27 protein-coding genes are annotated in these 24870 nt (G+C 39.0%); 17 read left to right on the top strand and 10 right to left on the bottom strand.

The window, feature by feature from the left end; all coding sequences use genetic code 11:
* Window positions 1–21 precede the first annotated feature (21 nt).
* The 4 genes from L3081_RS25845 (at window position 22) to L3081_RS25830 (ending at window position 4131) form a co-directional block, all read left to right on the top strand.
* Window positions 22–2424: a TonB-dependent receptor gene (locus L3081_RS25845; RefSeq protein ID WP_242289618.1), complete on the top strand. Its 2403-nt coding sequence runs from the start codon at window positions 22–24 to the stop codon at window positions 2422–2424.
* A gap of 274 nt (window positions 2425–2698) precedes the next feature.
* Window positions 2699–2878: a hypothetical protein gene (locus L3081_RS25840; protein WP_242289614.1), complete on the top strand. Its 180-nt coding sequence runs from the start codon at window positions 2699–2701 to the stop codon at window positions 2876–2878.
* 26 nt (window positions 2879–2904) lie between these two features.
* Window positions 2905–3741 (top strand): helix-turn-helix domain-containing protein, encoded by an 837-nt coding sequence (locus L3081_RS25835; RefSeq protein ID WP_242289611.1) that lies wholly within the window; start codon window positions 2905–2907, stop codon window positions 3739–3741.
* A gap of 195 nt (window positions 3742–3936) precedes the next feature.
* The gene (locus tag L3081_RS25830) at window positions 3937–4131 is read left to right on the top strand and encodes a hypothetical protein (RefSeq protein WP_085300738.1); all 195 of its coding nucleotides are present in this window, start codon (window positions 3937–3939) and stop codon (window positions 4129–4131) included.
* Window positions 4132–4347: 216 nt separating this feature from the next.
* Here the strand turns inward: L3081_RS25830 and L3081_RS25825 are convergent, their stop codons facing one another.
* Together L3081_RS25825 and L3081_RS27695 are read right to left on the bottom strand one after the other, a co-directional pair.
* Window positions 4348–5652, bottom strand: a complete 1305-nt coding sequence (locus L3081_RS25825; RefSeq protein WP_338027507.1) for an amidohydrolase — start codon at window positions 5650–5652, stop codon at window positions 4348–4350.
* Window positions 5613–5927: an amidohydrolase family protein gene (locus L3081_RS27695; protein WP_274620785.1), complete on the bottom strand. Its 315-nt coding sequence runs from the start codon at window positions 5925–5927 to the stop codon at window positions 5613–5615. The genes L3081_RS25825 and L3081_RS27695 overlap by 40 nt, the downstream gene beginning before the upstream one ends.
* A gap of 310 nt (window positions 5928–6237) precedes the next feature.
* Between L3081_RS27695 and L3081_RS25820 the strand changes: the two genes are divergently transcribed.
* The 3 genes from L3081_RS25820 (at window position 6238) to L3081_RS25810 (ending at window position 8378) form a co-directional block, all read left to right on the top strand.
* On the top strand, window positions 6238–6504 hold the full coding sequence (locus tag L3081_RS25820) for a hypothetical protein (RefSeq protein ID WP_242289608.1): 267 nt from the start codon (window positions 6238–6240) through the stop codon (window positions 6502–6504).
* Window positions 6474–7286: a helix-turn-helix transcriptional regulator gene (locus L3081_RS25815; protein WP_242289606.1), complete on the top strand. Its 813-nt coding sequence runs from the start codon at window positions 6474–6476 to the stop codon at window positions 7284–7286. The genes L3081_RS25820 and L3081_RS25815 overlap by 31 nt, the downstream gene beginning before the upstream one ends.
* Before the next feature lie 234 nt (window positions 7287–7520).
* Complete coding sequence (locus L3081_RS25810; protein WP_242289603.1) at window positions 7521–8378, top strand: LuxR C-terminal-related transcriptional regulator; 858 nt, start codon at window positions 7521–7523, stop codon at window positions 8376–8378.
* A gap of 149 nt (window positions 8379–8527) precedes the next feature.
* Here L3081_RS25810 and L3081_RS25805 read toward each other — a convergent pair whose 3' ends face one another.
* From L3081_RS25805 to L3081_RS27690, 3 genes are all read right to left on the bottom strand, one after another.
* Window positions 8528–10033 carry an aldehyde dehydrogenase family protein gene (locus L3081_RS25805; protein ID WP_242289600.1) on the bottom strand — a complete coding sequence of 502 codons (1506 nt, stop codon included), beginning with the start codon at window positions 10031–10033 and terminating at the stop codon, window positions 8528–8530.
* Window positions 10034–10191: 158 nt separating this feature from the next.
* Window positions 10192–11106: an aminotransferase class III-fold pyridoxal phosphate-dependent enzyme gene (locus L3081_RS25800; RefSeq protein ID WP_274620784.1), complete on the bottom strand. Its 915-nt coding sequence runs from the start codon at window positions 11104–11106 to the stop codon at window positions 10192–10194.
* Complete coding sequence (locus L3081_RS27690; RefSeq protein ID WP_274620783.1) at window positions 10995–11591, bottom strand: aminotransferase class III-fold pyridoxal phosphate-dependent enzyme; 597 nt, start codon at window positions 11589–11591, stop codon at window positions 10995–10997. Before L3081_RS27690 ends, L3081_RS25800 begins: the two co-directional genes overlap by 112 nt.
* Window positions 11592–11770: 179 nt before the next feature.
* On the opposite strand from L3081_RS27690, the gene L3081_RS25795 reads away from it, so the two are divergent.
* The 4 genes from L3081_RS25795 (at window position 11771) to L3081_RS25780 (ending at window position 13964) form a co-directional block, all read left to right on the top strand.
* Window positions 11771–12130 carry a hypothetical protein gene (locus tag L3081_RS25795; RefSeq protein WP_242289597.1) on the top strand — a complete coding sequence of 120 codons (360 nt, stop codon included), beginning with the start codon at window positions 11771–11773 and terminating at the stop codon, window positions 12128–12130.
* Between the two features lie 191 nt (window positions 12131–12321).
* The gene (locus tag L3081_RS25790; RefSeq protein ID WP_242289594.1) at window positions 12322–12612 is read left to right on the top strand and encodes a helix-turn-helix transcriptional regulator; all 291 of its coding nucleotides are present in this window, start codon (window positions 12322–12324) and stop codon (window positions 12610–12612) included.
* A 124-nt stretch (window positions 12613–12736) separates the two neighbouring features.
* Window positions 12737–13567: an MFS transporter gene (locus tag L3081_RS25785; RefSeq protein ID WP_242289591.1), complete on the top strand. Its 831-nt coding sequence runs from the start codon at window positions 12737–12739 to the stop codon at window positions 13565–13567.
* Between the two features lie 16 nt (window positions 13568–13583).
* The gene (locus tag L3081_RS25780; protein WP_242289589.1) at window positions 13584–13964 is read left to right on the top strand and encodes a hypothetical protein; all 381 of its coding nucleotides are present in this window, start codon (window positions 13584–13586) and stop codon (window positions 13962–13964) included.
* Window positions 13965–14083: 119 nt separating this feature from the next.
* On the opposite strand, the gene L3081_RS25775 is transcribed toward L3081_RS25780, so the two are convergent.
* Complete coding sequence (locus L3081_RS25775; RefSeq protein WP_242289587.1) at window positions 14084–15043, bottom strand: CobW family GTP-binding protein; 960 nt, start codon at window positions 15041–15043, stop codon at window positions 14084–14086.
* 99 nt (window positions 15044–15142) lie between these two features.
* Window positions 15143–16066, bottom strand: coding sequence for an amidohydrolase (locus L3081_RS25770; RefSeq protein ID WP_242289584.1), 924 nt, complete (start codon window positions 16064–16066; stop codon window positions 15143–15145).
* 64 nt (window positions 16067–16130) lie between these two features.
* Between L3081_RS25770 and L3081_RS25765 the strand changes: the two genes are divergently transcribed.
* The 3 genes from L3081_RS25765 to L3081_RS25755 all read left to right on the top strand — a co-directional run bounded on the left by L3081_RS25765 (window position 16131) and on the right by L3081_RS25755 (window position 19722).
* The gene (locus L3081_RS25765) at window positions 16131–16700 is read left to right on the top strand and encodes a DUF4158 domain-containing protein (RefSeq protein ID WP_242289581.1); all 570 of its coding nucleotides are present in this window, start codon (window positions 16131–16133) and stop codon (window positions 16698–16700) included.
* On the top strand, window positions 16666–19173 hold the full coding sequence (locus tag L3081_RS25760; protein ID WP_242289579.1) for a Tn3 family transposase: 2508 nt from the start codon (window positions 16666–16668) through the stop codon (window positions 19171–19173). Before L3081_RS25765 ends, L3081_RS25760 begins: the two co-directional genes overlap by 35 nt.
* Window positions 19174–19446: 273 nt before the next feature.
* Window positions 19447–19722 (top strand): DUF2913 family protein, encoded by a 276-nt coding sequence (locus L3081_RS25755; RefSeq protein ID WP_182254011.1) that lies wholly within the window; start codon window positions 19447–19449, stop codon window positions 19720–19722.
* Between the two features lie 300 nt (window positions 19723–20022).
* Here the strand turns inward: L3081_RS25755 and L3081_RS25750 are convergent, their stop codons facing one another.
* Entirely contained in the window at window positions 20023–20955 is a 933-nt protein-coding gene (locus L3081_RS25750) for an IS1595 family transposase (protein WP_242289632.1), read from the bottom strand.
* A 383-nt stretch (window positions 20956–21338) separates the two neighbouring features.
* On the opposite strand from L3081_RS25750, the gene L3081_RS25745 reads away from it, so the two are divergent.
* Window positions 21339–22007 carry a PEP-CTERM sorting domain-containing protein gene (locus L3081_RS25745; RefSeq protein ID WP_242289577.1) on the top strand — a complete coding sequence of 223 codons (669 nt, stop codon included), beginning with the start codon at window positions 21339–21341 and terminating at the stop codon, window positions 22005–22007.
* 435 nt (window positions 22008–22442) lie between these two features.
* Here the strand turns inward: L3081_RS25745 and L3081_RS25740 are convergent, their stop codons facing one another.
* Both L3081_RS25740 and L3081_RS25735 read right to left on the bottom strand, forming a co-directional pair.
* Window positions 22443–22598 carry a hypothetical protein gene (locus L3081_RS25740; RefSeq protein ID WP_242289574.1) on the bottom strand — a complete coding sequence of 52 codons (156 nt, stop codon included), beginning with the start codon at window positions 22596–22598 and terminating at the stop codon, window positions 22443–22445.
* Window positions 22599–22723: 125 nt separating this feature from the next.
* Window positions 22724–23332, bottom strand: a complete 609-nt coding sequence (locus L3081_RS25735; RefSeq protein ID WP_242289571.1) for a patatin-like phospholipase family protein — start codon at window positions 23330–23332, stop codon at window positions 22724–22726.
* Between the two features lie 478 nt (window positions 23333–23810).
* Here L3081_RS25735 and L3081_RS25730 point away from each other — a divergent pair, with 478 nt between their 5' ends.
* Both L3081_RS25730 and L3081_RS25725 read left to right on the top strand, forming a co-directional pair.
* Window positions 23811–24446, top strand: coding sequence for a recombinase family protein (locus L3081_RS25730; protein ID WP_242289568.1), 636 nt, complete (start codon window positions 23811–23813; stop codon window positions 24444–24446).
* A 262-nt stretch (window positions 24447–24708) separates the two neighbouring features.
* Entirely contained in the window at window positions 24709–24861 is a 153-nt protein-coding gene (locus L3081_RS25725; RefSeq protein ID WP_242289565.1) for a hypothetical protein, read from the top strand.
* Window positions 24862–24870 lie beyond the last annotated feature (9 nt).

Genomic DNA, 24870 nt, shown 5'->3' with positions numbered 1-24870 from the left:
ATTTAAGGCAGGTAATACATTATGAATATTAAGCATTTTCCAAAAACACCAATCGCCAAGGTATTGTGTATAGTGTTAAGCTCGGCTTCATTTGCAAGTTTTGCTCAAGAAGAAGTTAAAGAAGCAAAGGATGTTAAGGCAAAAGGTTCTGCACTTGAAGTTATTGAAGTCACAGCACGTAAGCGTATTGAATCTGTCCAGACAGTGCCAAGTAGCATAAATGCTGTTACCGGTGAGAACATTCAAGCTATGGGGGTGCACACTGTTGAAGACTTATCTAAATACGTACCTGGTTTGGAACAGCCGCAACTGGCTAACCACAGTCGACTCTCACTGCGTGGTGTATCGTCAGGCGATAACCAGTCATTTGAGCAATCTGTTGGTACTTATGTCGATGGTGTGTATCGTGGCCGAATGAACCGGCAGCGTTCAGGTATCTTTGATATGCAACGTGTTGAGGTACTAAAAGGACCGCAGGTAACGTTATATGGTAACAGTTCGGTTGGTGGCGCAATCAGTATGATTACTAATCGACCTGATGTTGGTGATGATTTAAATGGTGAGTTTACGGTTAAATATGAGTCTGAATATGAAGAAGCTCAGATCTTGGGTGGTATTAATATCCCGGTAACGGATGAATTTGCCCTCCGTATCGGTAAATGGCGTGATCAAAATCAAGGTCAGGCATTTAACCACTACACTGGAAAAGATGAATTTTATTTTGAAGATTCGGCTTTTCGTATAGGCGCAGTTTGGGAAGCAACAGATGAGTTACATTTTTATCTACGTCACGAACAGGGCACGTTTGAAAAATTCGGTGAATCGTTAGCTATTTACAGTCATGTTAATCCAGATTTCTCTGAATTTGAAAATTCGCCACTAGCATCATTTGGCATTGGTACTGGCGAATTAAATATTGGTAATGACGATGCTATTTTTAATAATGGTCCTTCTGGTAATAAAAACGAAAACGAAGAAACCATGTTAGAGGTAGTTTGGTCTGTAAATGATGATACAACAATAACCTCTATTACTGCGGATAGTAGTTATGACTACTTCCATACACTTGATGTTGATATAACGCCCTCTGATTTAATATCAACAAGTGTACCTGAAGATTATGAACAATTTTCTCAAGAACTGCGCATTGATATTGTTGTCAATGACCAAATTAATTTGATGGCGGGATTCTATTATCAAGATGCTGATTTTAATACCGGCTTCGATTCTGATTTTCATTTAACTCAACTAGGTGTGCCAAACTTTACTCGTTCAAATTATCTTGAACAAAAAACAGAACAAAGCGCGATTTTTGCTCAAGTAGACTATCAGGCAACAGACAAACTTTCATTGACCTTAGGTGTGCGGTATAGCGATATCGAAAAAACCGCTACACAAGGGTTAACTCTTCTTAATATCGATGGAACGGTAGATACTCGTCCTGCTTTCCCTGATGGTCACCCTTATGCGGGCTTGACTCCGGCTTTGCTGAGTTATTGGGGCGCTTTGAAATCGGTAGGTGCGCCGCATGAGTTTGAGAACATGAAGCGCGAAGAAAGTCACACTATGGTACAAGCCGGCGCAAGTTACTTCTTCACAGATACCTTTATGGGCTATGTTAATTTTGCTGACGGTGCCAAGGCCGGTGGTTTCGATACTCTGTATGAAGGTCCTTCATCTGCATCACCGCCGGGTACTTCGCCTGGTCCAAGTGCCGGGACACCGGAAGATACCCAATTTGAAGATGAACAGGTTACCGCGTACGAAATCGGCTTTAAGTCTGACTGGGATGATATGCGTTTGAATGTTGGCGTGTTCTATGGCACTTATGATGACTTGCAGACCTCCATTTTCAATGGTTCTATCGGATTCAACGTTGGTAATGCGGGTAAGGCTATACAAAAAGGTATTGATGTAGAGTTTATTTGGCAAGCTACCGATGACCTAAGCATTACAGCCAATGCTGAGTATTTAGATTTTTACTATGACAAGTTTGAGGGCGCTGCCTGTAGTTTAACTGAAGTATACAAAGGTGAAGCGGACGAAAACGGCAAGTGTGATTGGTCTGGAGACAATCTGGCTTGGGTGCCAGAGTTTTCAGCGGTTGTGGCAGCAGAGCATCTGACTGAAGTTATGGATAACTATGAAGTGTCGAATATGCTAAGCGTGAGTTACAAGTCTGAACATACAATTGACTCTGATAACGAACAGGGTTTGATGCAAGATGGTTATGCTCTAGTTGATTATCGTTTAAAAGTGACTCCTATGGACAGTAACTGGCATGTAGCACTGACGGTCAATAACCTCTTTGATGAAGATTATGAGATCTACATCTCTAAGATCCCACTTAACACAGGGGCTTATCTCAACGGTTTGCATCAAAAAAACCGTAGGATTAATCTTGAGTTTGGTTTGAGCTTTTAGTTCACAAAAGCCTGCTTGTGTAAAATAAGTAGGTTTTATTAAATCTTTAGTTGTTTTTTGTACTGAGTTAAATTTACTTGAAAATGATTGGCGAGTATATGCATGGGTTAAGACTAAAACCGATGCAGACTATATCAGCATTACATCAAGACTCTCATTAGTGAAGCAAACTATCTTTTTTATACGCATAATAAGGGGTGCACGATTAGCGTAGAATTGTGTTGTGCGGCCCTTGTAATTGTTTTTGTCTCTTTTAATTAAATAAAATGCCACAATGAATATTAAGTTAATCAATAATTCTGGTTTGTTTATGGAAAAAGAGATCACTATGCCTTTTCAAACGCTAGTGGAGTTTGAAAAAATAGCGGCCTGTCATGACATACCCGTGCAAACACTGGATAGTCACATTGGTTTGAAAAAAAAGAGCGAGAACAGCGCTCAAGGTTACCTTTAAAGTATTTGGAAGATGCGTTCTTTTTTTTGTATGATCAAACTAATGATGAACTACTGCATACCGCGACATCACCATTAGCTAAGGGCACAACCTTATTTGCATGCAAATTGGGTTGCCACGCTAAAAACTTGCTGAGTGCATTGACCACTATTGAAGAATTTTACAACTTGACCCTTGGGCCATTAAAACTTCAATTAAAACGAAGAGGGGGAAAAGCGACATTATGTATTTATATCGATTTTATCCCGACTATAAAGCAGGGGATTATCGCTGAAATTTATATCATGGTCTTTTACCGACTAGTTTGTATGTTAATTAATAAACGCATCCATATCTATAAATCATTTGTTCCCCATGGGAAGCCTTCCTATGGCGAGGAATATAAACTGTTGTATAACACTAAACTGGTCTTTAACTCTGATTATTTGGGTTTTGAGTTTGATGAATATCATCTGCAAACATCGATAAATGCTAAATATGAACAAGTTGCGCATTATTTTCAAAATCCAATGCAACTTATTAAACTCCATTTAGCAGACCATGTCACTTATGCGGGCAAGGTGCAACATCTGTTTATGACAATGGAAATGAATGGACTGCCAAGCAAAGAAGAAATAGCAAAGAAACTTAACATTTCAACACGCACACTGCATAGAAGGCTAGCTATTGAAGGTACGTGTTTTCAGCAACTAAAAAATGAATACCGTTATAAGTTGGCGGCTCATTATTTGACCACCACAGAACTAACAGTGGAGGAAATAGCCTACAAACTTAACCTATGTGATGCGTCATCCTTTATTCATAGTTTTCACAAGTGGTCAGGTAGCAATCCGAATGCTTACCGTCAAGAAAATAGTAAGTAACTCCCAGTATTGGGATTAGAAAATACTGATAGTTACAAAAGTTGCCACCTTCATGTGTGCAACATTAGGTTGTATTCGTAAATCAACAGTTGACTAAAGAAAAACAGTTTTAATTTGTATATCTCGTTTTGGGGGCGATATTCGTACAAAATGAGTGCATGTCTACAGTTGTAGTATTGACTATTATGTAGACAATTGAAGTTATATCGGGGCACAAACCGAGATAGGATTTCTGGCTTAGTTCTTGACTGCTCGGCTTATGAGGTCGCTATCATCAGTGAAGTCATACCTTTAGGTGGCGTTAAAGAGTCAGGCCTCAGCAGAGAAGGTTCTCAATATGGAGTTGATGATTATCTTGAACTAAAATGTATTTATATTGAGGATTTATAATTAACTTCTGGGCTGTTTAAGCGCTGACTAGGGTATTTCTTTCTACTTCACTAATATTAAGGTTTGGCCCATTATCTCTTAGGCAGTGAGTCACTAATCCACTCAGTAGATTCACATAACCCCATTACGTTTTACAGTTAAAGGCACAAATACATGCAGTGCCTTTAACTGATTTTTATTTAAATCAACAACAAGAAAATTTTATTATTGAATTGGTTACATCTTGTCATAAAATTCTGGCACTTCATCTTTGTGCCACACAGCTGTTAAACCGCAGGCCTTAAACTGCTCTAGCCTGTCCCAAACTAATTGGCCCTCTATTAAGGTGACATCTACTTGAGTATTGTGCATATTACCCTGAGGCTCTAAATCAAAAAGGTTACGATCTAATACAATTAAATCAGCCGACTTGCCCACTTCAATACTACCGGCCTTGTCATCTATACCCATGCTCCAAGCTCCGTTTATGGTCATTACACGCAAAGCCTGCTCAATAGATATCGTTGAACCATAGAAGGTTTCTTCGCGCTCACCCCATGGGTTTTTTCGGGTGATCATGGTTTCAAAACCAACCCAAGGATTGATATTAGCGACAGGCCAATCTGTACCCATAACTGCATTGCCACCAAGATCAATAACCCCTTTGAAGTTATAGATGTTTTTAATTCTCTCTTCACCGGCCTTAGTGCGAGCATAAGAAAAGTCGGATGGGTACCAAAGTACAGGAGAAAATTCTGCGGTGACATCCAAGGCGTTAAATCGCACTAGATTCTCTTCCATTAATAGCGTGGAGTGGGCGCATTGATGACGCATGCCATTAGGGCCATTAAGTCGACGGGCTTCTGCAACCGCATCAAGAAATAGATCAGATGAACCATCGCCAGTACAATGGGCAATCACTCGTATTCCTTTACGATCCAAATCGACCACCATGTCGCAAATATGCTCAGGGGTCATATTCAGGCTACCACGCCAAGTACTTTCACCGGGCCAAGGCGTCGACAAGTAAGAAGACTGTGTTTCGTGCACTCCATCGAAATGAAATTTAACTGCGTTAGCATTAAAGCGAGCACTGCGATAATAATGGCGTTCACCGACGATAAGCTCCCGTCGTTTAACTGGGAAAATATCATCTTGCCAACTGATAGCCGCTTCGACACGGAGTGTCATTTCACCCGCTTTGTCGAGCGTGCTAAGCGCATTTAAACGGTGCTCACAAACATGTACATACTTGGTTGCTACTACGCCACGACTGCTCTGATACTGCATGCCTTCGCGGTAAGCGCGCAACAACGCGTGCATAGGAGTAGGTGGCATAGCCCCATGAATAAGTGCATAGGCACCATCAACTAAGATACCAGTAGGCTCGCCAGTAATACTGTCACGTTCGATGTAACCGTTACCTGGATCAGGAGTATCTGCGGTTATTCTGGCTAGTGCTAGTGCTTTAGAATTCACCATCATCGAACCCCAAGATCGGTCTAAAATGGCAATAGGACGGTCGGAGATAATACTGTCCACCATTCTTTACCTGCTTTGAGGCCTGCTTGGCGAAAAGTGAAATGAACAAAGTACTGGCCGTAAATCCATTCTTCATCAGGCTTGGCTTCGGCGTAATCCACTATCGTTTGTTTGACTTCTTCAGGGGTTGGGCTATCCAACCCGACATCTAAATAACCTGAATAATCTGGAGCAAGCGTTAGATCAGGATGTGTGTGCATATCATATAAGCCAGGCATAGCAAAACGACCTTGCAGATCCACAACCTTAGTATGCTGATCGATATGAGGTGTCATTGTTTCTCGATTACCCACCGCAATAAATTGGCCGTCTTTAATCGCTACACAGTCAGCCCAAGGTTGTTCAGGGTTAACCGTATAAATACGAGCGTTTACCAGAACGAGCTCCGCTTTACCACCAATATCCCAGTGTGGGTGGAGCGATAATTTGTTGATTTAGGTTTATTCATTACTATTTTCTCCTACTATGAGTCAACTTTCTCGCTGTAGCCTAACAAGTTTAGTTGCTAGTGTTGATAGCATTAATTGACAATGAACTAGCATTAATTGACAATTTGGGTATAAATATTATTTAAAGAAGTAAATAGTGGAACAATTAACAGCCCAACAAGAAGCTAAGCGTATAGCCGCTAATTTTTATTGCCATTTTAGCCAGTGTCTTATACAGGTGAATCAGACCGTTGATTGGGTGGTGCTCTCGGAACAGGTTGGGGTAAGCTTGCCGATAAATGAGCACGCTAAGAAGACGCTTAACTTTCAGCACTATTACCAATTATTGGAGTTAACGGCCTCGCAGCTACAAGCATCAGGATTTTATTTACAGTGGGAAATAGTTACGATATTACTGATTTAGGTGTATTGGGCTATGCGTTACTCAGCGCTGAAAACTTGCGTCAATCATGGAACCTGACCTTTCACACCACCTCGTTATTAATGCACCCGTTAAGTAGTCGGCGCATGGTTCGGGAGGGTAGAGTAGTAGTGGAATTACTACCACCGGCACATACTCATGGTGACCTGCGTTACTTGTATGAGGAGTGGTTAACGGGTACTTGGAAGTGGGTTTGTCAACGTTTGCCACAAGTAGCTAACAGTAGTGATTTGACTATAAAACTAGCATATAGCAAGCCCGTTTATGCTGAGCGTTATAAAGAATTTTTCCCCGGTAAAATTCTTTTTGATCAACCATTAACAGAACTCTCATTTCCCGAACATTGGTATGAGTTAAGGTGCCTCGCTGCTAATCCCTCAGCTGCCCGTTTATGTCAGCAACAGTGGCAGGTGGTTAGTGCGCAAATGAATCAACAAACTGATCTGGTGGAGCAGGTGAGAAGAATATTACTGCTAAACCCGCAGTGTCATTTCCCTACTCAGGTAGAGATGGCAGAACAGTTTCGCCTACCTCCTCACACGTTTCATCGGCGATTATTAAAAGACGGTATGCGTTATAAAAATATTGTTATAGAGGTTCGGATGGAGTTGGCAAAAAATTATTTGGAAATTACTGTGTTGCCACTGCCGGAAATTAGTTATCTGTTGGGCTACGAACATCCGCCGAGCTTTTATCGGGCATTTAAAAAATGGTATGGATTTACGCCACAAAGTGGCGTGAAAAAGCGAGCAGTAAATAGGTGAATTATTTTAATGTGCACAAGCACACCCATGATTAAGCCCACAATACTTTTTCTACTAAATCAGTGTATCGTGGATTTAATTTTTGTTTTATTGGTAACTATACTTTCAAAGATGTTTAGGTAAACCTGTCTACTTAAGATTATTTTTTTATTAAAATAAAAGAGTAATTTTTAAGGTGATAATTTCACTATGGATCAGGCATAATATTGTATTATTAATTTGATGAGTAATATTGTGCTGACTTTTGACAATAACCTGCAGCGGCTTATTGCTGACATAGCTGAAGTAACCAACCATCTCAATAGTGATGAATTTAGTCACGTGCTTATGGGAATGCTTGCCAAGTATGTATCCTTTGATAATATGACCGTCATGAGCTTTCACGCCAATGCTCGTCCACGTTTAATTTATGGCGAAACGAAAAAAGATATTTATTTTCAGGACGGAGATCTAGCTCGATATGTTGATGGGGCATACTTATTAGACCCATTTTATTTAGCTATTCAAGACGGAAAACCGACGGGCTTTTATTATTTAAAAGATATAGTCTCCGATAATTTTTATGAAAGTGCTTATTTTCATCAATACTATCAGTTTTCCAATTTGAAAGATGAAGTGGGCTACTTATTCGCTTTGCAAGATGGCGCTTACCTACATTTATCGTTAGCAAGCACTAAAAACTATCAACCAGAAGAGTTAGCTGTACTTGAGAGCTTTACGCCGTGGTTGGCGGTAATGTTGACAAAGCAGTGGGCTAGTATAGTAAATCAAGGGCAGGAGCACAGTGAAGATGTGACTATGCACAATCAGCTTTCGGTTGCATTTCAAAACTTTGGTCGCTCCTTATTAACCGATAGAGAATGCGAAGTAGCGCAACTAATATTGCAAGGTCATTCGACTAAATCGATGGCGGTAAAACTAAACCTGTCTATTGAGACTATCAAGGTTCATCGCAGAAACCTCTACCCTAAACTGGATATATCATCACAGCCTGAGTTATTTTCTTTGTTTTTAGAGTCATTGGCGTTGGTAGCTACAGCTGAAGAAAAAGACCCTTTGATTGCCTATCATTCCAAATCGAGTAAATCTTGAATTGTTCCATTGAATTCAACTCAATTAGGTGAAAATAAGGTTCTTCATTGATAAAGAACCCTAGCAATTGAATTAATGAGAAAACAGGTGTTCGTTTTAGCTTGAAAGCTAATATTCAATTGCTTAAATGACTGGCAAGTAAGTAAAGTTTAACTATTTATCCATACAGCTTTAGTTTTGAGGAAGTAAGCAAGTTGCTCTGGCCCCATATCTTTACCAAAACCTGACTGTTTAAAACCACCAAATGGCGTGCAGCTGTCTACCAAGTCATGAGTATTGATCCAAACAGTGCCGGCATCTAGTTGCCTTATCATACGTTGTGACCGTGAAATATCATTGGTAAAAACGCCGGCCGCTAATCCATAAATATTATCATTTGCTAAAGCTACTGCTTGTTCTTCTACGTCGAAAGGAATGATAGCTAAAACAGGTCCAAATATTTCTTCTTGCACAATTTTCATATTATTAGTGCAGTTGGCAAAAACAGTCGGTTTAATATAATAACCAGTTCCTTCTATTGCTCCTCCGCCACAGACAACTCTGGCACCTTGTTTTTTCCCCATTTCAATATAATCACAAACAGATTGGCGATGGTGGGCAGAAATCGCAGGTCCCATGTCACATTCAGGATCTAAAGTCATTGCTATTTTTAGGTTACTAGCACCTTTTGCAACGGCAGAGACAACTTGTTCGTATAGGCCTTTTTGCACATACATACGAGAACCAAGACTACATACCTGTCCGGTATTAAAAAATACACTTTGTTGGGTGGCAGCAACAACCTTTTCAATATCGGCGTCATCAAATACTACCATAGGTGATTTTCCGCCCAGTTCAAGTGTTACCGGGGTAACATTGCCCATGGCCGTTTTCCCCACCGTTTTACCGACATTGGTTGAGCCAGTAAAGGATACTTTGTCGATATCAGGGTGGGAAACTAAATGGCTACCTATGTTGCTACCACTGCCAGTAACAATGTTTACCACGCCTTTAGGTAGACCTGCTTGTTCACACAGTTGGGCAAAATAAAGCATACTGAGCGGCGTTAATTCAGAGGGTTTCAAAACAACCGTACAGCCAACAGCAAGTGGTGCAGCTAACTTCCAAATAGACATACTAAACGGCCAGTTCCACGGCACTATAGCAGCAACTACGCCTATCGGTTGCTTTAAGGAGTAAGCAAAATGCTCACCTTCAGCCGATACATCGCGTGTTGCACCTTCAATTTTAGTTGCCCATCCTGCCATGTAATGTAGTAGATCGACTGAACCGGCAATATCTACTGCCTTACAGCCTGAAATAGCCTTGCCCGCATCCGGCGATTCAATTTCTGCTAAAGTTTGACTATTTTCCTCAACCAGTTCAGCTAATCGATGCAGTAATTTTTCTCTAGCATTGGGTTTCATTTTAGACCATTCACTGTTTGTGAACGCCTGTTTTGCCTCTACTACCGCTTTATTTACATCGTTTTCAGTTGCCGAAGGTACTTGTGCTAATAGTCCTTCTGTACAAGGTTCAACAATATCGAACATCTCGTTGTTTTCTGCTTGGCAAAAATTTCCGCCAATGTACATCTGTTGTGTTTGACTGAGAAATTTACGCGTCTTATCTGTTACGCCGAATTGATCGATAAAATTCGTGACTACCGTATCCATTTTATTTACCTTTTGATTATTTTTGTAGAATTAGTTTGGTGACATTAAGTTTGTGAGCTTAATTTTATGAAAGTAATACCTTGAAACCATCACCATCACCATCACCATCACCATCGCGCATCAATGCACAATGGTATTAGTTCTTAAAAAACTGATACTTAATAGAGGCCTTCATCACGTAATTCTTGCATAGTGATTTCAATGCTCTGACGTAGGGTATTAACGATAAAGTCTACGTTGTCTTTGGTCATGGTCAGTGGTGGAGACATTACATTTAAATGAACAATGGCTCGTGTGATTAAACCTAATTTATCGGCATTATTGGAAATTCGCTTACCAATATCTATCTCATCAGGAAAGAGTGCTTTAGTCGTTTTGTTTGCAACATATTCCACACAGACCATAAACTTACGTCCGCGAACCTGACCAACAATCGGCAACTGTTCCAGAGTTTTTAACTGCTGCTCAAAGTATGGACCTACTTCATTTACATTCTCTAACAGCTGCTCTTTTTCCATTATTTCAATATTTTTTAATGCCGCAGCACATGCAACCGGGTGACCAGAATAGGTGAAACCGTGGGCAAAATAACGGCCTGAATCTTTTTCGTTCAACACATCCCAGATTTCGTCAGAAAATAGCAATGCACCTAGTGGCTGATAGCCTGAAGTTAGGCCTTTTGCTGACGTGATCATATCTGGCTTGATGCCAAATTCATCTTCAGAGGCAAACCAATGGCCTAAACGACCAAAAGCGGTGACGACTTCATCAGCAACAAACAAAATATCGTTTTTCTTACAGACATCATACATGCGTTGTAAGTAGCCATCAGGCGCTACAATCACTCCGCCTGCGCCCATAATGGGTTCGGCAAAAAAAGCAGCGACGTTATCTGCACCACCTAGCATTTCAATTTTATCTTCAAACTCTTTAACTAGAGAATCAACAAAGGCTTGTTCAGTCATGCCCTCAACTTCGCAACGATAATAGTTGGGGTAAGAAATATGGTGAATAATATCACTAATAAAATCAAACTCTGGCGGGTGGTCACCTGGTTTACCACCAATAGACATCGCCGCATAGGTAGTACCGTGGTAAGAATTTTTCGCGAAATAATGTGCTTTTTACTGTGTTTACCTCGACAGTTTTGATAATAATGAATCATACGAAAAGCGGTATCGACGGCGGTTGAACCGCCACAAGTAAAGAATACATGATTTAAATTGTCGGGTGCTAATTCCGCCAGTTTAGCCGCTAACTCTGTTGCGGGGATATTGGTTAAATCTACAAATGGGGCGGCGTATGACATCTGATAGGCTTGTGCTGCAATGGCATCAGCCATTTCTTTTCTGCCAAGTCCGATGTTGTTACACCATAGGCCACCTACGGCATCAAAATATTTACGACCATCAGCATCATATATATAACAGTTATCTCCTTTAACAATAGGTAGTGCTCCTTCATCACGGAATACGTCAAATACTTGCCAAGGGTGAAGGTGATGCGCCTTATCTTTTTCAATAATAGCTTTAGTATCGTATTGATCAAATTCGTTCATGTCTTTTATCCTCTGGAGTGAAAACAAAGTAAGTGTTTATCTATTGCTACTTCGTTTGCCGTTGTTAGTGAGGACAGAGTAAAAGAGCTAGCGATCTGCTACCATACCTCTATTAAGGTAGATAAAAATATTCTTAATACTGGGAAAATAAATTTACTGAAATTATTGAGCCTCTACCAATGCAAAATTTATCGTTAGCACAGTTACTTTCACGCCTTGGTGATTTAGTTGAAGTAAGCGGCACTGAGTTTTTTCCTGAAAAAATTAAAGATTTTTTTGAGTCTTTAGGTGATATTTCTGAATTTTCAATTTTGACCTTTCAAAAAAATGCGATTCCTATCCCTGTTTTTACTACAGTCTCCGGAGCTGATAAAAACTTAGAGCATTATTGTAATGGCTTGTATTTACTCGATCCTTTCTATGACAGTTACGTTAAAAATAATTTTGCAAGTTTTGCTACCTGGGGGGATATTGCCCCAAATGTTTTTGAGGAAAGTATTCAGGCTTATATAAATTATATGGGCAACTGGGGGAGTTAGAAGAAGTTGGCTATGTTTTTCCCGTATCGGCCGATACCAGTTTACATTTTTCTTTTGCGCTTCCGAGCAGCGATAAAGGAGGTAATAATCTTTTTACTGAGTTTTTAAAGGACTTGTACCCGTTTCTTAGGCCGCTTATCGCTAAACATTGGCAAGATATTGAAACCAGTATAAAAGAGCAAGAACTGGAAATGCGTCGGCTTCACACTCAAGTACAAAGCATATTAAATAATTTTGGCAGTAGTGTGTTAACGGGGCGAGAGCAGGAAATTGTTCGAAGTATGTTGCAGGGCCATTCTGCTAAATCTACAGCTGAAGTGCTCGGTATTTCAGCGGGTACAGTTAATGTACACAGGTCGAACATTTATGAAAAACTGGATATCTCTTCCAATAGCGAATTGTTTTCCCTATTCATTGATGCTATGACCTCGGTAGAAGTATCAGGCAATCAAGATGTACTGAAAAACTACCTGAGCCATTAAAAATTTATACCTTTAAAAGTTCGCCCACACATTTTTCTGCGAGTTGTTCTCTATAATTTCATATATACCTGTCGCAAGTAAAAATAGTTAGTATGTAAGTTCTATACTTAAATAAGAGATGTTTATGTCCGAAAGCCGGCAGTCTATTATCGATAAAGATGATCCCAAATTAGTATTTGCTTGTATTGCCATGGGAGTCTTAGGTTTTGCTTTGTTTATGGGCATGCCAATTGCGGCAGAAGCCATGCATTCTGATCTTGGTTACGGTGATGATCTCATTGGTTATATGGCCTCAGCAGAATATGGCGGCATGTTTATCGCCTCAGTCATTGCATCGGTTTTTATTAGCCGAGTGGATCGACGTTTGTTAGCGGGTTTGGGTATTTGTGTGGCGATAATCTGTGGTGTTTTATCGCTGTTTTTTCATAATTTTAATACGCTTTTACCACTGCGCCTTTTATCTGGTATTGGCTCCGGTTTAGGATACTCTGTAGCGGTTGCTGTGATGGCGGGAACTCATGATACCGCTAAAAACTTTACCTATTTTATCATCGCACAAGTCGTCACCAACTCAATTATTCTTTATACTTTTCCCTATCTAACCGGAGAATGGGGCATTGACGGTATTTATAGCGCTTATGTCCTTATATTTGCCTGTGGTCTTTTAACTTTGTTTTGGATCCCACACACGGCGGAAGAAGTCACCGGTCAAAAAGTAACAAACACAGATGAAGCGTTACACGGTTTGCCAATTTTCTTACCCTTGTTGTGCCTTGTCGGTATTTTTGGTTTTTATTCTATGCTTGGCAGCTATTGGACCTACGTATATTTGATTGGTATTGATTTGGGTTTTGAAGCGGATCTCGTTGATGATGTGATGGCGGGATTAACACTGCTTAGCCTAGTTGGTTCTTTGGTTAGCACTCGTTTTCGCAAGAAAATTTGGTCAATTTAGGCCTTTTCTAGCAGCGTTGATTGCACTTGAATTGATCTTAATTGCTAATGTTTTTGGTATTACTGGTACCACCTATTTTCTTGGCATGATTGGTCTATTTCTTTTCTGGAACTTTATCGACATTTACCAGTTAGGGACAATGGCTAACATAGACCCCTCGGGGCGATTTGGCGCGATGATTCCTGGAGCTCAAGGGCTAGCAATGGCGGTTAGTCCTGCGGTGGCGGGCTATTTACTCGGTGAAAAGGGTGATTATCAGGTAATTATGTGGATGCTTGCGGGTTTGATTATTTTATCAATTGTCGCCTACAGTATTGTTTATGCTGTGTTGAGAAATTTAAACACTACACAAACTAGCGATGGCAACGAACCTGCAATGATTGAGACAATATATTAACTCTCTTTGCCATGTTGTTGTATCTAGGCCAACTAGTATTACGCAATGACCTAATTGTTGCATAATACAAGTTGGCCGTAGCTTATTTTTTCTATCTGCAAAACATTAAGTTAGCAAACCTACAGTTGGCGCTCAAATTCTACTAGCGTTTCAGCTAACTGAAGCTTACCTTTTTTGGAAATCATAACTAATTTTGATGCTGAATTTTCTTTCAACTGCCTATCACCAAAAGACCACTCAGTTCTTGAACCAACTTTTTGTAGAATGGCAGTTTGTGCGGTTTCACCTTCAATGATAAAAATTCCCTTGGCACGATAAATTTCCGCAGGCAGTTTTTTAATAGCGATTTTTAGTTTATCGATATTTATCGGTTTAACGCACTGCCGGCTGATGCTTTCAAACAAGTCATCGTGGCTCTGGTGATGGTGTTTATGTTGGCAGGTGGCGTCAGAGCAGGTATCTGTAATCGCGCCTTGATTGGCATCGGTGCCGAGTATTAATTGCATAGGCACATCGGCAAAACAGGTTTCAAATACGGTGCTACCATCTAGCAGCCATTTAGATTTAAAGGTTGACAATTGCTGTTCACTGCACAGATCCGTTTTATTGATAACCACAATATCTGCTGTTTTAAGCTGCACCCGAGCGAGTTCAGGAAATTCGCTGCTAGCCACCTCAAACTGCTCGGCATCTACCAGAGTAAGCACGGCATCTACCTGAATTCGTTCACGGAAAATTTTATAGTTGAGCACCCGTGCAATGCGACCGGGATCTGACACTCCACTGGCTTCGATTAACAAATATTCTGGTGGCTCTGGCATATCCGGCAGAGATTCTATCTGGCCAACTAGGTCGCCTGAAATACTGCAGCAAATGCAACCATTGGCCAAATTCATTACTTTGCCATCATTGCTTTTTATCAACGAACTGTCGATATTTATGCTGCCAAAATCGTTCACCAATACTGCCGCTTTTAAATCGAAGTCAGATTGCAAAATTCGGTTAAGCAGGGTGGTTTTTCCGGCTCCAAGGAAGCCTCCAATGATGGTTGCGGGGGTACGTTTTGTTGTTTTACTCATGATTCTACTTATTATTTAAGGCTTTGGTATTGCTATCTCAGTTTTGCATCCTTGCAATTTAAGGAGAAATAATTTTCTTCATTTCATACTTGGCAGAGACTAGCGACGGAACACTTCTTCGCCTTCTAACAAGGTTAGTTGTACCTTGGCCTTAGCAATATCGGCTGATGGAATAGTAAACAAGTTTTTATCTAGTACTATCAAGTCTGCTATTTTACCTACCTCAATACTACCCAGGTCACTTTCGCGGTGATTCGCATAGGCGCCATTAATGGTATAGGCAGCAATCATAGTGTCGAGAACGACGCATTCACTGGCATTAAATACTGGAGCTTCACCGTCAGCTAACATCGAGTCTACTCGGCGTACACCGACAGAAATTCCGTCTAGTGGGTTAAGGCTGGTAACAAACCAATCACTGCCTGCTACTATCTTTCCACCCGAGCGATGTACACTGCCTAGAACAAAATGTGTCTGCTCAACCCTTTCTTCCCCTAATGCTTTGCGATAAAACTTTTTGGCTTCATCATCTTGTGCCCAGTAAGGCTGAAAGTTAGCCATAACATTCAACTCGCCAAAACGAGATGTGTCGTCCGGATCAATCATTTGCAGATGACATATCTGGTGACGCAAGTCTGTATCGGCATTTTTCTCTCTGGCAGCCTCATAGGCGTTTAGCACCATTCGAATACCTCTATCGCCAATGGCGTGGGTGTGCACTTGGATACCCTGACTGTCGAGCCAGGTAACATATTTATTCAGTTGCTCTTGGGTGTGGAACGGCTCAGCATTTTCGTTGAGGTCGTCGAGCAGGTAAGGTTCTAACACGGCGGCCGAGCCATATTCAATCACTCCGTCGATATACATCTTCACTGAGTCGACATCAATCCGCTCATGTTGGTATTGCAGGCGTTGCTCAACGAACTCGTATATTTCATCGCCAAAGGCACCCGGCTGCCAATTGATGGGTGACATTGCAGCACGTAGTCGAATATTCAAGTTATCCTGCTCTGCCAGTGCCACATAGGGGTTTTGCTAACATCCCCTCGAAATTAACCTTAGGGTATTTTATTATCATTCATAAGTTATGATAATAAAAAATAACTCGAAGGTACTCATCATAACTAACTCAACCACTAAACGGATCAAAATACTCAATGAATCCGAAATAAATGAACTTTACGCTCTTCCAAATTTTAATAGAATAGACAGAGAAGATTACTTTTCATTAGATAATGAAACTCAAAAACTTGTTAATGAGTTAAGACGGCTAGAAACTCGAATATATTTCATTCTCCTTTTAGGTTACTTCAGATCACGTCCTATTATCTTCAGTTTTTCGTTTTCCCAAGTAAGTTCCGACTTAGACTACGTCAAAGGAAGGTATTTCACTGATCAAGATATATCTATGGATGATTTATCACCAACCACTAAAACAAAATTAATTAATAAACTACTGAAATATACAGGTTTTACAGCATATCAAAGTAAATTAGATAAAGAGCCGTTACTTAAAAGGCTTAATGATGTAGTAAAAATTAATCTTGAGCCTAGGTACGTTTTTGATGAATGTATTGCCTACTTTGGTCAAAATAGAATAGCGTTAGTCAAGTTATACAACGTTGCAAGATACTATTTCAACAGTATTATCAAATGAACGAAACCGTATCGAGGTTGTGCTCAATGAAAATTTAACTCATTCTACAAAAGCAACATTGCTTAAACTACTGGAATCAAATAATACTTTTACAGACTTAGCCAAATTAAAAAAGATGGCAAAAGATTTTTCAACTAGTCAAATAACACAGGAGCTGAAGACACATAAAATTATACGTTCTCTTTACCCTGAAATAAAAGTACTTATTGCTGAACTTGAACTATCCCCAAAGAACTTAGAATACAATGCCTCTATGGTAAAATATAAGTCTGTTATTAGGCTCCGTCGTCATGCGGACAGTCAAACCCTCTTATACCTTGTCTGTTATTTGTTTTTTAGGTATCGCGAAACCAATGACAATTTAGTTTCTGCCTTTGTCTATTTAATTAGAAAATTAACGGAGTCTGCCAAAAGCTATGCTAAACAGCGCGTTGTAGAAGATGTCACGATTGTTAGAACCAAATTAAAATCCGCCGGTAGCTTACTTAAGTATTTTATCGATAAAGACATGGACGATAACTTGAGTTTTGGCGATGTGCGCAAGAAAGCCTTTGAACTTATCCCCGCAGAGAGCATTAAGTTATTAAGCGATCATTTAGATAATAATGACTTTGATGGTCGTCAATATGAATGGCAATTTATCGATAAACAATCGAGTAAAATTAAAAAACTTATCCGCTCACTCTTCTTGTCTATTGATATCGAGTTCATTCACCTAAAAGATGAATTGCGCGAACAATACACCACAGCTCACGAAGAATTAGGGGCGTTCAAAACGATAAAAACAATTAACATCGATGTTGTACCTAAAAGTGACCGAGAATATTTCGAAGGCGATAATACCAAATTAATTGCTAATCGGTTTGAGTACTTTCTTTACCGAAAAGCAGAACAGCTATTTCATAGCAACAATCTGACCGTTAAAGAGAGTGTTAATAATAGAAGCTTAACTTCTGACTTGATCCAACCTAAAGAATGGGAAAAAAAGGCTGAGATAATTGAAAATACAGGACTTGATAAGTTGAGTACTTCCATTAACCAAACATTAACGGATAAGAGTCAACAGCTAGAAGCTAAGCTGATGGAAGTAAGTGAACACATTTTTAATGGCGACAATAAGTATGTTGAATTTATTCCTGGCAAGGCCGAACTTAAGTGGTCTATTCCTAATAAACGATGGCAAGAAACAATAGACAACCCACTTTATAGTCAAATTCAACACATGGGTATTGTTGAGCTGATGCTATTTGTTGATCAAAAAACTAATTTTCTAAAATCATTTACTCACATTTCAGTTAACAAAGAAAAAACACCGGCTAATAAAGAAGATCTGATCGCTTGTATCTTAGCTAATGGTACTAATTACGGTTTATATAAAATGGCTAATATTTCCGACCGTTCAATGGGGAAATTACGTAGTGTAGATGATAGCTATATTCGATATGAAACGTTAACTCAGTCGAATGATAAGGTTTCCAATGCCATAGCAACGTTGCCAATATTTGCCTATTACCATGTTGATGATAACCAATTATTTTCAAGTATTGATGGTCAAAAATTTGAGTGCCGCATTAATACGTTTAAGGCGCGTTATTCATCTAAGTATTTTTCAAAAGGCAAAGGGGTCTCTGCGCTCACATTGGTTTCAAACCATGTGCCTGTTAGTACACAAGTCATTGGTGCTAATGAATATGAAGGTCACTTTGCTTTTGACTTACTATATAACAATTCATCAGATATACAGCCCAATACCTTATCGACCGATACGCATGGTACCAACAATGTAAACTTCGCTATTTTGGACTTTTTTGGTTATACCTTCGCCCCTCGATACGCAAAAATGAAAAAAATATTTTTTAATTTATTTGAAGTGTCTGAAGAAGATGGAGGTCGCATTCAATTGATAAAAGAAATAAATCATAAATTAATCGCTGAAGAGTGGGACGAAATTCAACGTATAGTGTGCTCATTAAGCCGAAAGACTACCACGCAAAGTACTATTATTGGAAAGTTGAGTAACGGTAAGAGTCGCATCTTGTCTGCTCTTCAGGAATATGACCGATTAATAAAATCAATTTATGTTTTGGAGTACGTTGATAACTCCACGCTGCGCCATTATGTTCAACAAGCCTTGAACAGAGGTGAAGCATACCATCAATTAAAACGGGCGATTACTTCCGTTAATGGTAATAAGTTTCGTGGGGGCAATGATTACCAAGTATCGCAATGGAACGACTGTGCTCGGCTTATTTCAAACTGTATTATTTATTATAATTCCGCATTATTATCGGCATTTTTACAAATTCAAGAAAAGAACGGCAGACAAGATGTGGTTGATATTATTTCAAGGTTATCACCTGTCGCTTGGCAGCATATAAACTTGAATGGAGAATATGCCTTTAATAAAGACCGTAAGGAAATTGATTTAATCGGTTTACTAAATGGTATTGAGACACTTGGTAGTGTCGATTGAACAAACAAACTATGTGGTAGTAAATATAGGCTCTCCCAGAAAGTATTAATAAGGTGTACCTATCGTAGACCGTGACTGTAAAAACTTAATTGTCATAAAGAGGGCCAAATTCATCAGCTAAAAGAACCCAAGTGGTTGCAAAATTTTCGCTTATATTCATCAAGCGTTAAAGACTTCAAAGTGGCATTTATTGACGATAGCGTAACACTAACAAAGTGGCAAAAATCACCAAAAATAGTATTATGCAGAAACTACATCATTTAATGGCTATATATGTACTACGATAATCTCCTAAACCTTTGTTTTGAGGCTTTATTACATCTCTACTTCACTGTTCAGTCAAATGATGGTTACACTTCTGCTACCGCTAGAAATGCAATACTGGTTAAGTTTTTAAAACCTAAATTGAAGTTAGCCGCATATAACGACCAAAAAAAGAATATTCAGCTTATGCTACGGGTGGGACGTCAAAAAGATAAAAAATTAGAGCTAGAATTACTTGAGATAAAAAAACGTGCGTTTGATGTCTATAACGCACCCGACTTATAAGTTCCCTGACCGCCATCTACTGCCCTTAGCAATCATTCCAAGAATATTTTAATTATTAAAATTCATTAACGATCACCTCATGTCAAAAATGTGCCCTTTAATGTGCGCTTTGTTGACGTTAGCTGTCGGCTATTCTTTAGGTCAAGTGTTAGCCAAAAGCGGAAGTTAGCTTTTGAGTTAAAAACGGCAGCTCAATGAGCCTATTATAGTCATTCAACCTTAATTATCTATACTTAGATTGTTTAGGTTATGTGCATGTTGTTTACGAATATCTAGCCAATAACACTTGATATATTTAGGCTATGTTCCCATTAACTGTTGTTGAATGCTAAACAGCTTGTTTTCATTAAGGTTTTCTGGAGTATCCATATACCTGAACCAACCCAGGTAATGATCTAGGTATTTTGTGGCGACTCCATGAAACCGTCCTATCCACGCTTTTAGCCTGCTGTGATAAGCGTTAACATTCTGAATGTGAAAGACTTTATCTATCACTTGAACGCCTCCTGCTACATCTAACCGCTTGTGGATTAAATCATTTTTCGCAGAAAGTGCAATGTAGGGCTTATAGCCGTCACTACACAGCACACTGTCCTTTTCCAACTTACCCGCCAACTCTTGATGAAGAGCCGTAGTCGTGATATTTGGCAAAATGGCTTCATATGTATTCTTGGCTCTATCCCTGACCGTTAAAACTGGCACCCAGTCTTCTTTAGAGCGCCCCCGCTTTTTTGCTTTCATGCCTCGCTTGCGTGGCTGACGAGTTAGCTGCTTTGAGCCTTTTTCTGAATACGGAAACAGTGTTTCATCCGCTTCAATAATGCCCTCAAGCTTTGTTGCCTTCAGTACCGATGGCAGCGCTAAAAAACGATGTCGCCATCTAAACGATGTTTTCAAATTGATCCCGCATTCATCAGCACATTTGCGCAATGCCTTGCTGTCGAGCATACAGCGAATGTAATCTATCCAAAGCTCTTTATATCTAAGCCGAGCTAATGGCGTTGCCGTTGTGGCTACAAAGGTTTTGCCGCAGTTCTTGCAGCGATAACGCTGCATCTTATTCACTTTGCCATGCCGATTAATCAGTGAACTATGACAGTGCGGACATTCAGGGCGCTCAACCATCCGCTCTTCTAACTCTGATACCAATTGAGAGACGCTATCGGCACCTTTTAGCAACTTCGCCACATAACGGACTTGGCTGTCCGTTAAGTTTTCTAACTCGGCTATCAGCTTCGTAAATTGTGTTTGATCATGAGTAAACCCTTATTGACTGTATCTACATACAGTATAGCTACAATTTACGGGAACATAGCCTATATTTATATAGCAAATCTTATAAATTAAGCGGTCTTATTTCACTTATTGCTCAAAACTCACATATTCTCTATAAACCTCAAATATATCCATAAAACCAACTGGTTGATGTACAATTTAGTGTCGAGATGTTTTACAGTTTTACCTTAATGTTATTTGTACAAAATTACACCATGTTGAAATTGCTAAATATTGTTATAGAGGCATGTTTTTTGTATTAATGTGCGAAGATTATTAAAATTATAATTTTTACGATTACCTACCAAAATTGATGGAAAGGGATTAAAAAGGAAGTTCAAATGAAATTTACTAAACCTCTCATTGCCATGGTCATCCTGATTTCTTCTATCTTCTCTGCATCCTGTTTTGCCGGATTGATAGTAAATATTGATGGTACAGGTCAATTAACAGACATTCAGGGTTTGGATGTTAACGGTACTCTATTTGATGTCAGTTTCAATGATGGTTCATGTAATTCATTATTCAATAATTGTACTGATTTTGGGCCAATAACTGATAACCCTGCACTAGCAGAAGACATTGCTCAAGCTTTGCTAGCACAATTATTTATATCCGGTTCTTCCGACAATGGCGTAGATTTAGGGTCTTTTGATACACTACAGTCCAATATCCGTGGATGCTCAAGTATAAGCACATGTCTTTTCTTATTACCGACCAAACTTGGCTTTCCTGATGGTTTTGGGCGTGAAATTACACTTGCGGGCATAAGTCTTTTTAATGCGCAAGCTGAAGGTTCTGACCAATTCATTCAGTATCAAGCTATATTATCTAGCAATACTACTACACAAGCCACTGCTAGTTTTGATACATCTACTAGAAGTAACCTTGCTTACGTAATGGTATCTCATAGCAATATTAATATTCCCGTTCCTGAACCATCTACACTTGCTATTTTTGCATTAGGAATGATTGGTCTAGCATCACGTCGATTTAAGAAACAATCTTAATAACTTCTTAAATATTTAATTCTAGAAAACATCAATCGTCATGTTTGATGTTTTCTTGTTTCTGGTGATTGCTAACTTAGTTTTTCACCACTAAAGTATCAACATAGGGTTAAGTATCCTTTGTTAATTCTGATTAATAATGACTTCTAGCGATTACCACTAATTAATTAGCACTACTTGAGTCTAGTTTTTCTTTTTATACCAAAAAAATTCATGTCGGGTGTCAGCAAGGGTGCCTTTTTTGCCAGTCATGCTATCCGATTAATTGGCAATGTTTATAGTAAAACAATGGATATTTATATCTAGGTGGAACTTCCGCTTTCGTATCTTTGTTAACATAGATCCAGTGATCATTAGAGTCTTCTTCAGCTAGCTAAGAGCGAAAGTTTTCTTTTGAGTTACTAACGACATTTTTGAGCCTAAAAAGGTCATGACTTAAATTTTTAAATACGCTTTAGCTTTCATATGCCCCAAGGCTATCATCTCTTTCGCACGATAAAACTCTAAAGTTTCACAAGCATTACGAGCTATTTTAATTTCAATGTCAGGTGGATATGCCGCTAACTTTTGTCTAGCGATTGTTGACTGCATTGCATCAAAAGCTTGGTTAGCAATATTGTAAGCTCCCCAGTCTTTCGATTTATGATCACTCTTGTTTTCAGATAAATCACTGATGAAGTTTCTAATTTTAATTTGAATCGATTCTATTGGGCTTGTTAACTTAGCCTTACTATCACATGAATTTGATAAAGTATCGTCGCGTTCAATGCTGCCGCTAAATTAACAGCAATGGTTAGATCTGTATCATCCTTAAAAGTTGGGGCAATCGGGACCGGGTTTAATACACCACCATCAATTAAATAGCTTCCTTTATAATTAACTGGAGTAAAAAATAAAGGTAAAGATATTGATGCTCTTACTGCATCAAATAACCTTCCAGAATTTAACCAAACTTCTTTTTCATTGTTAACATCTGCCGCAACAGCAGTAAAAGAAATAGGAAGTTCTTCAATTAAAATATCACCTACTATATCAATTAGTTTATTTATTATCCTGTCACCCTTAACTATCCCACCTGAATGCCAAGAAATATCCAATAAAGTCATAACATCAACTTTGGTTAGTTCACAAACCCATTCCTCAAAGGCATCTAATTTTCCTGCTGCATACACGGCTCCAATTAACGCTCCCGCAGAACAACCTGAAATAGACTTAATAATACAACCACTATTTTCCAACTCTCGAATTATTCCAATATGAGCAAGCCCTCTAGCCCCACCACTCCCTAAAACAAGAGAAACGCTTTTTCCTTTTAATTCCGGCATATAATCCAATTTAGTCTCAGGTAAATATTAATTAATACACTACTATTGTGAATTAATTAACTCAAGCTATTGGTAATATTTATAGTAAAACAATACATGTTTATATCTGTGGGGAATGTCCGCTATCGTATCTTTGCTGACTGTTTTCAAGTCGATTTTTCATTCATAAAAACGTCCGCAATGTGGTAATTGTAATAGTGACGATTAGGTCTATTTCGCAAAAGGGACGAAAGCGAGATAGAAATCACATAGTAATTCGCTTAGTTCAAAATCCGAGAATGCAATAGAACTGCCTTTCTTGAAATGGTGTACCTAATACAACTATTTCTGATAATCATTAATAAGGAATTTTTGGTTTATTTTGGGTATACCTTAAGGAGACCATTTAAAGTCAAGTATTATAATAGTCCATTAAGTCTCTAATACTATGTATAATGGACTGCAATAATAAGACTATGTAAAATGGACTATCTCCTTAATGAGAAATTTTCGAACTTACGCATATTTAAGAGCTTCGACCAAAGAGCAGGATGCGGGACGTGCAAAAAATGCATTGTTACGATTTGCGAATGATCATGATTTGGTAATATCTGCGTTCTTTGCAGAAAACGAATCTGGAGCCACGCTTCAAAGACCTGAATTATTCAGATTACTAGAAATAGCCCAGAAAGGTGATGTAGTACTTGTCGAACAAATAGATCGGATATCTAGATTAAAAGATGATGATTGGGACTCGCTCAAGTCCATCATAAAAGCAAAAGGTTTAAGAGTAGTGTCATTAGATTTACCTACAAGTCACCAATTTGCAGTAGTAAATGATGAATTTACAGGAAGAATGTTGTCAGCTATAAATGACTTGATGCTCGACATGCTTGCAGCTATTGCTAGAAAGGACTATGAAGACCGAAGACGACGACAAAAAGAAGGTATTATTAAAGCTAGGTCCGAAGGTCGTTATCGTGGACGACCAATAGATATAGAATTACAACAAAAGGTTGAAGGCATGTTGTCGGATAAAAAATCCTATGACTATATTCAGCACATTTTAGGTTGTTCTCGTTCAACAATTTCTAAAGTTTCGAAAAAACTAAAGTTAAATAACCTTAAACCCTAAATATAACATAGCCTTTACAGGTTGTGCCTGTCATGGGGTACAGCGATTTAAGCGAAAAATATTCGGTTCATGCACAGAACCCCTAAATAAAAAATGACTAAATATCGCCTAAGGTTAATTTCGAGGGGATGTTAGCAAAACCCCTATAGAAAAAAATATATAGATAGCATTGCTTGTGCAACTGAAATAGGCTCCAAAGGGTTGGCAATGAGCGATGCACAAAATGAACATTTTGATAAAATGCACAGCATCGAAGGTTAACATGATGCAAGTTCCCATTGTTTTGGTGCATACGTGGATATCATTGGCTAGTGATAGTAATAAAGAAACAGATGATGTGGTAAAAATTAGGGCTATATCTATGTTGCAAAACCTTGTTGGGGTTCTAGGGATTTTCCCCTCTAAAGTAACATAAATCGCCACA

It is taken from the genome of Colwellia maritima (assembly GCF_022669015.1).
In the GTDB taxonomy this organism is placed as follows: Bacteria; Pseudomonadota; Gammaproteobacteria; order Enterobacterales; family Alteromonadaceae; genus Colwellia; species Colwellia maritima.
This window is presented reverse-complemented; position numbering and strand designations above follow the sequence as displayed.

Coding starts and splice junctions, on each gene's coding strand:
- L3081_RS25845 (WP_242289618.1), top strand. CDS start 22: ATGAATATTAAGCATTTTCCAAAAACACCAATCGCCAAGGTATTGTGT.
- L3081_RS25840 (WP_242289614.1), top strand. CDS start 2,699: ATGAATATTAAGTTAATCAATAATTCTGGTTTGTTTATGGAAAAAGAG.
- L3081_RS27695 (WP_274620785.1), bottom strand. CDS start 5,927: ATGACACCTCATATCGATCAGCATACTAAGGTTGTGGATCTGCAAGGT.
- L3081_RS25805 (WP_242289600.1), bottom strand. CDS start 10,033: ATGGATACGGTAGTCACGAATTTTATCGATCAATTCGGCGTAACAGAT.
- L3081_RS25800 (WP_274620784.1), bottom strand. CDS start 11,106: ATGTCTATTGGTGGTAAACCAGGTGACCACCCGCCAGAGTTTGATTTT.
- L3081_RS27690 (WP_274620783.1), bottom strand. CDS start 11,591: ATGAACGAATTTGATCAATACGATACTAAAGCTATTATTGAAAAAGAT.
- L3081_RS25795 (WP_242289597.1), top strand. CDS start 11,771: ATGCAAAATTTATCGTTAGCACAGTTACTTTCACGCCTTGGTGATTTA.
- L3081_RS25790 (WP_242289594.1), top strand. CDS start 12,322: ATGCGTCGGCTTCACACTCAAGTACAAAGCATATTAAATAATTTTGGC.
- L3081_RS25785 (WP_242289591.1), top strand. CDS start 12,737: ATGTCCGAAAGCCGGCAGTCTATTATCGATAAAGATGATCCCAAATTA.
- L3081_RS25775 (WP_242289587.1), bottom strand. CDS start 15,043: ATGAGTAAAACAACAAAACGTACCCCCGCAACCATCATTGGAGGCTTC.
- L3081_RS25765 (WP_242289581.1), top strand. CDS start 16,131: ATGATAATAAAAAATAACTCGAAGGTACTCATCATAACTAACTCAACC.
- L3081_RS25755 (WP_182254011.1), top strand. CDS start 19,447: ATGTACTACGATAATCTCCTAAACCTTTGTTTTGAGGCTTTATTACAT.
- L3081_RS25745 (WP_242289577.1), top strand. CDS start 21,339: ATGAAATTTACTAAACCTCTCATTGCCATGGTCATCCTGATTTCTTCT.
- L3081_RS25740 (WP_242289574.1), bottom strand. CDS start 22,598: ATGCAGTCAACAATCGCTAGACAAAAGTTAGCGGCATATCCACCTGAC.
- L3081_RS25735 (WP_242289571.1), bottom strand. CDS start 23,332: ATGCCGGAATTAAAAGGAAAAAGCGTTTCTCTTGTTTTAGGGAGTGGT.
- L3081_RS25730 (WP_242289568.1), top strand. CDS start 23,811: ATGAGAAATTTTCGAACTTACGCATATTTAAGAGCTTCGACCAAAGAG.
- L3081_RS25725 (WP_242289565.1), top strand. CDS start 24,709: ATGATGCAAGTTCCCATTGTTTTGGTGCATACGTGGATATCATTGGCT.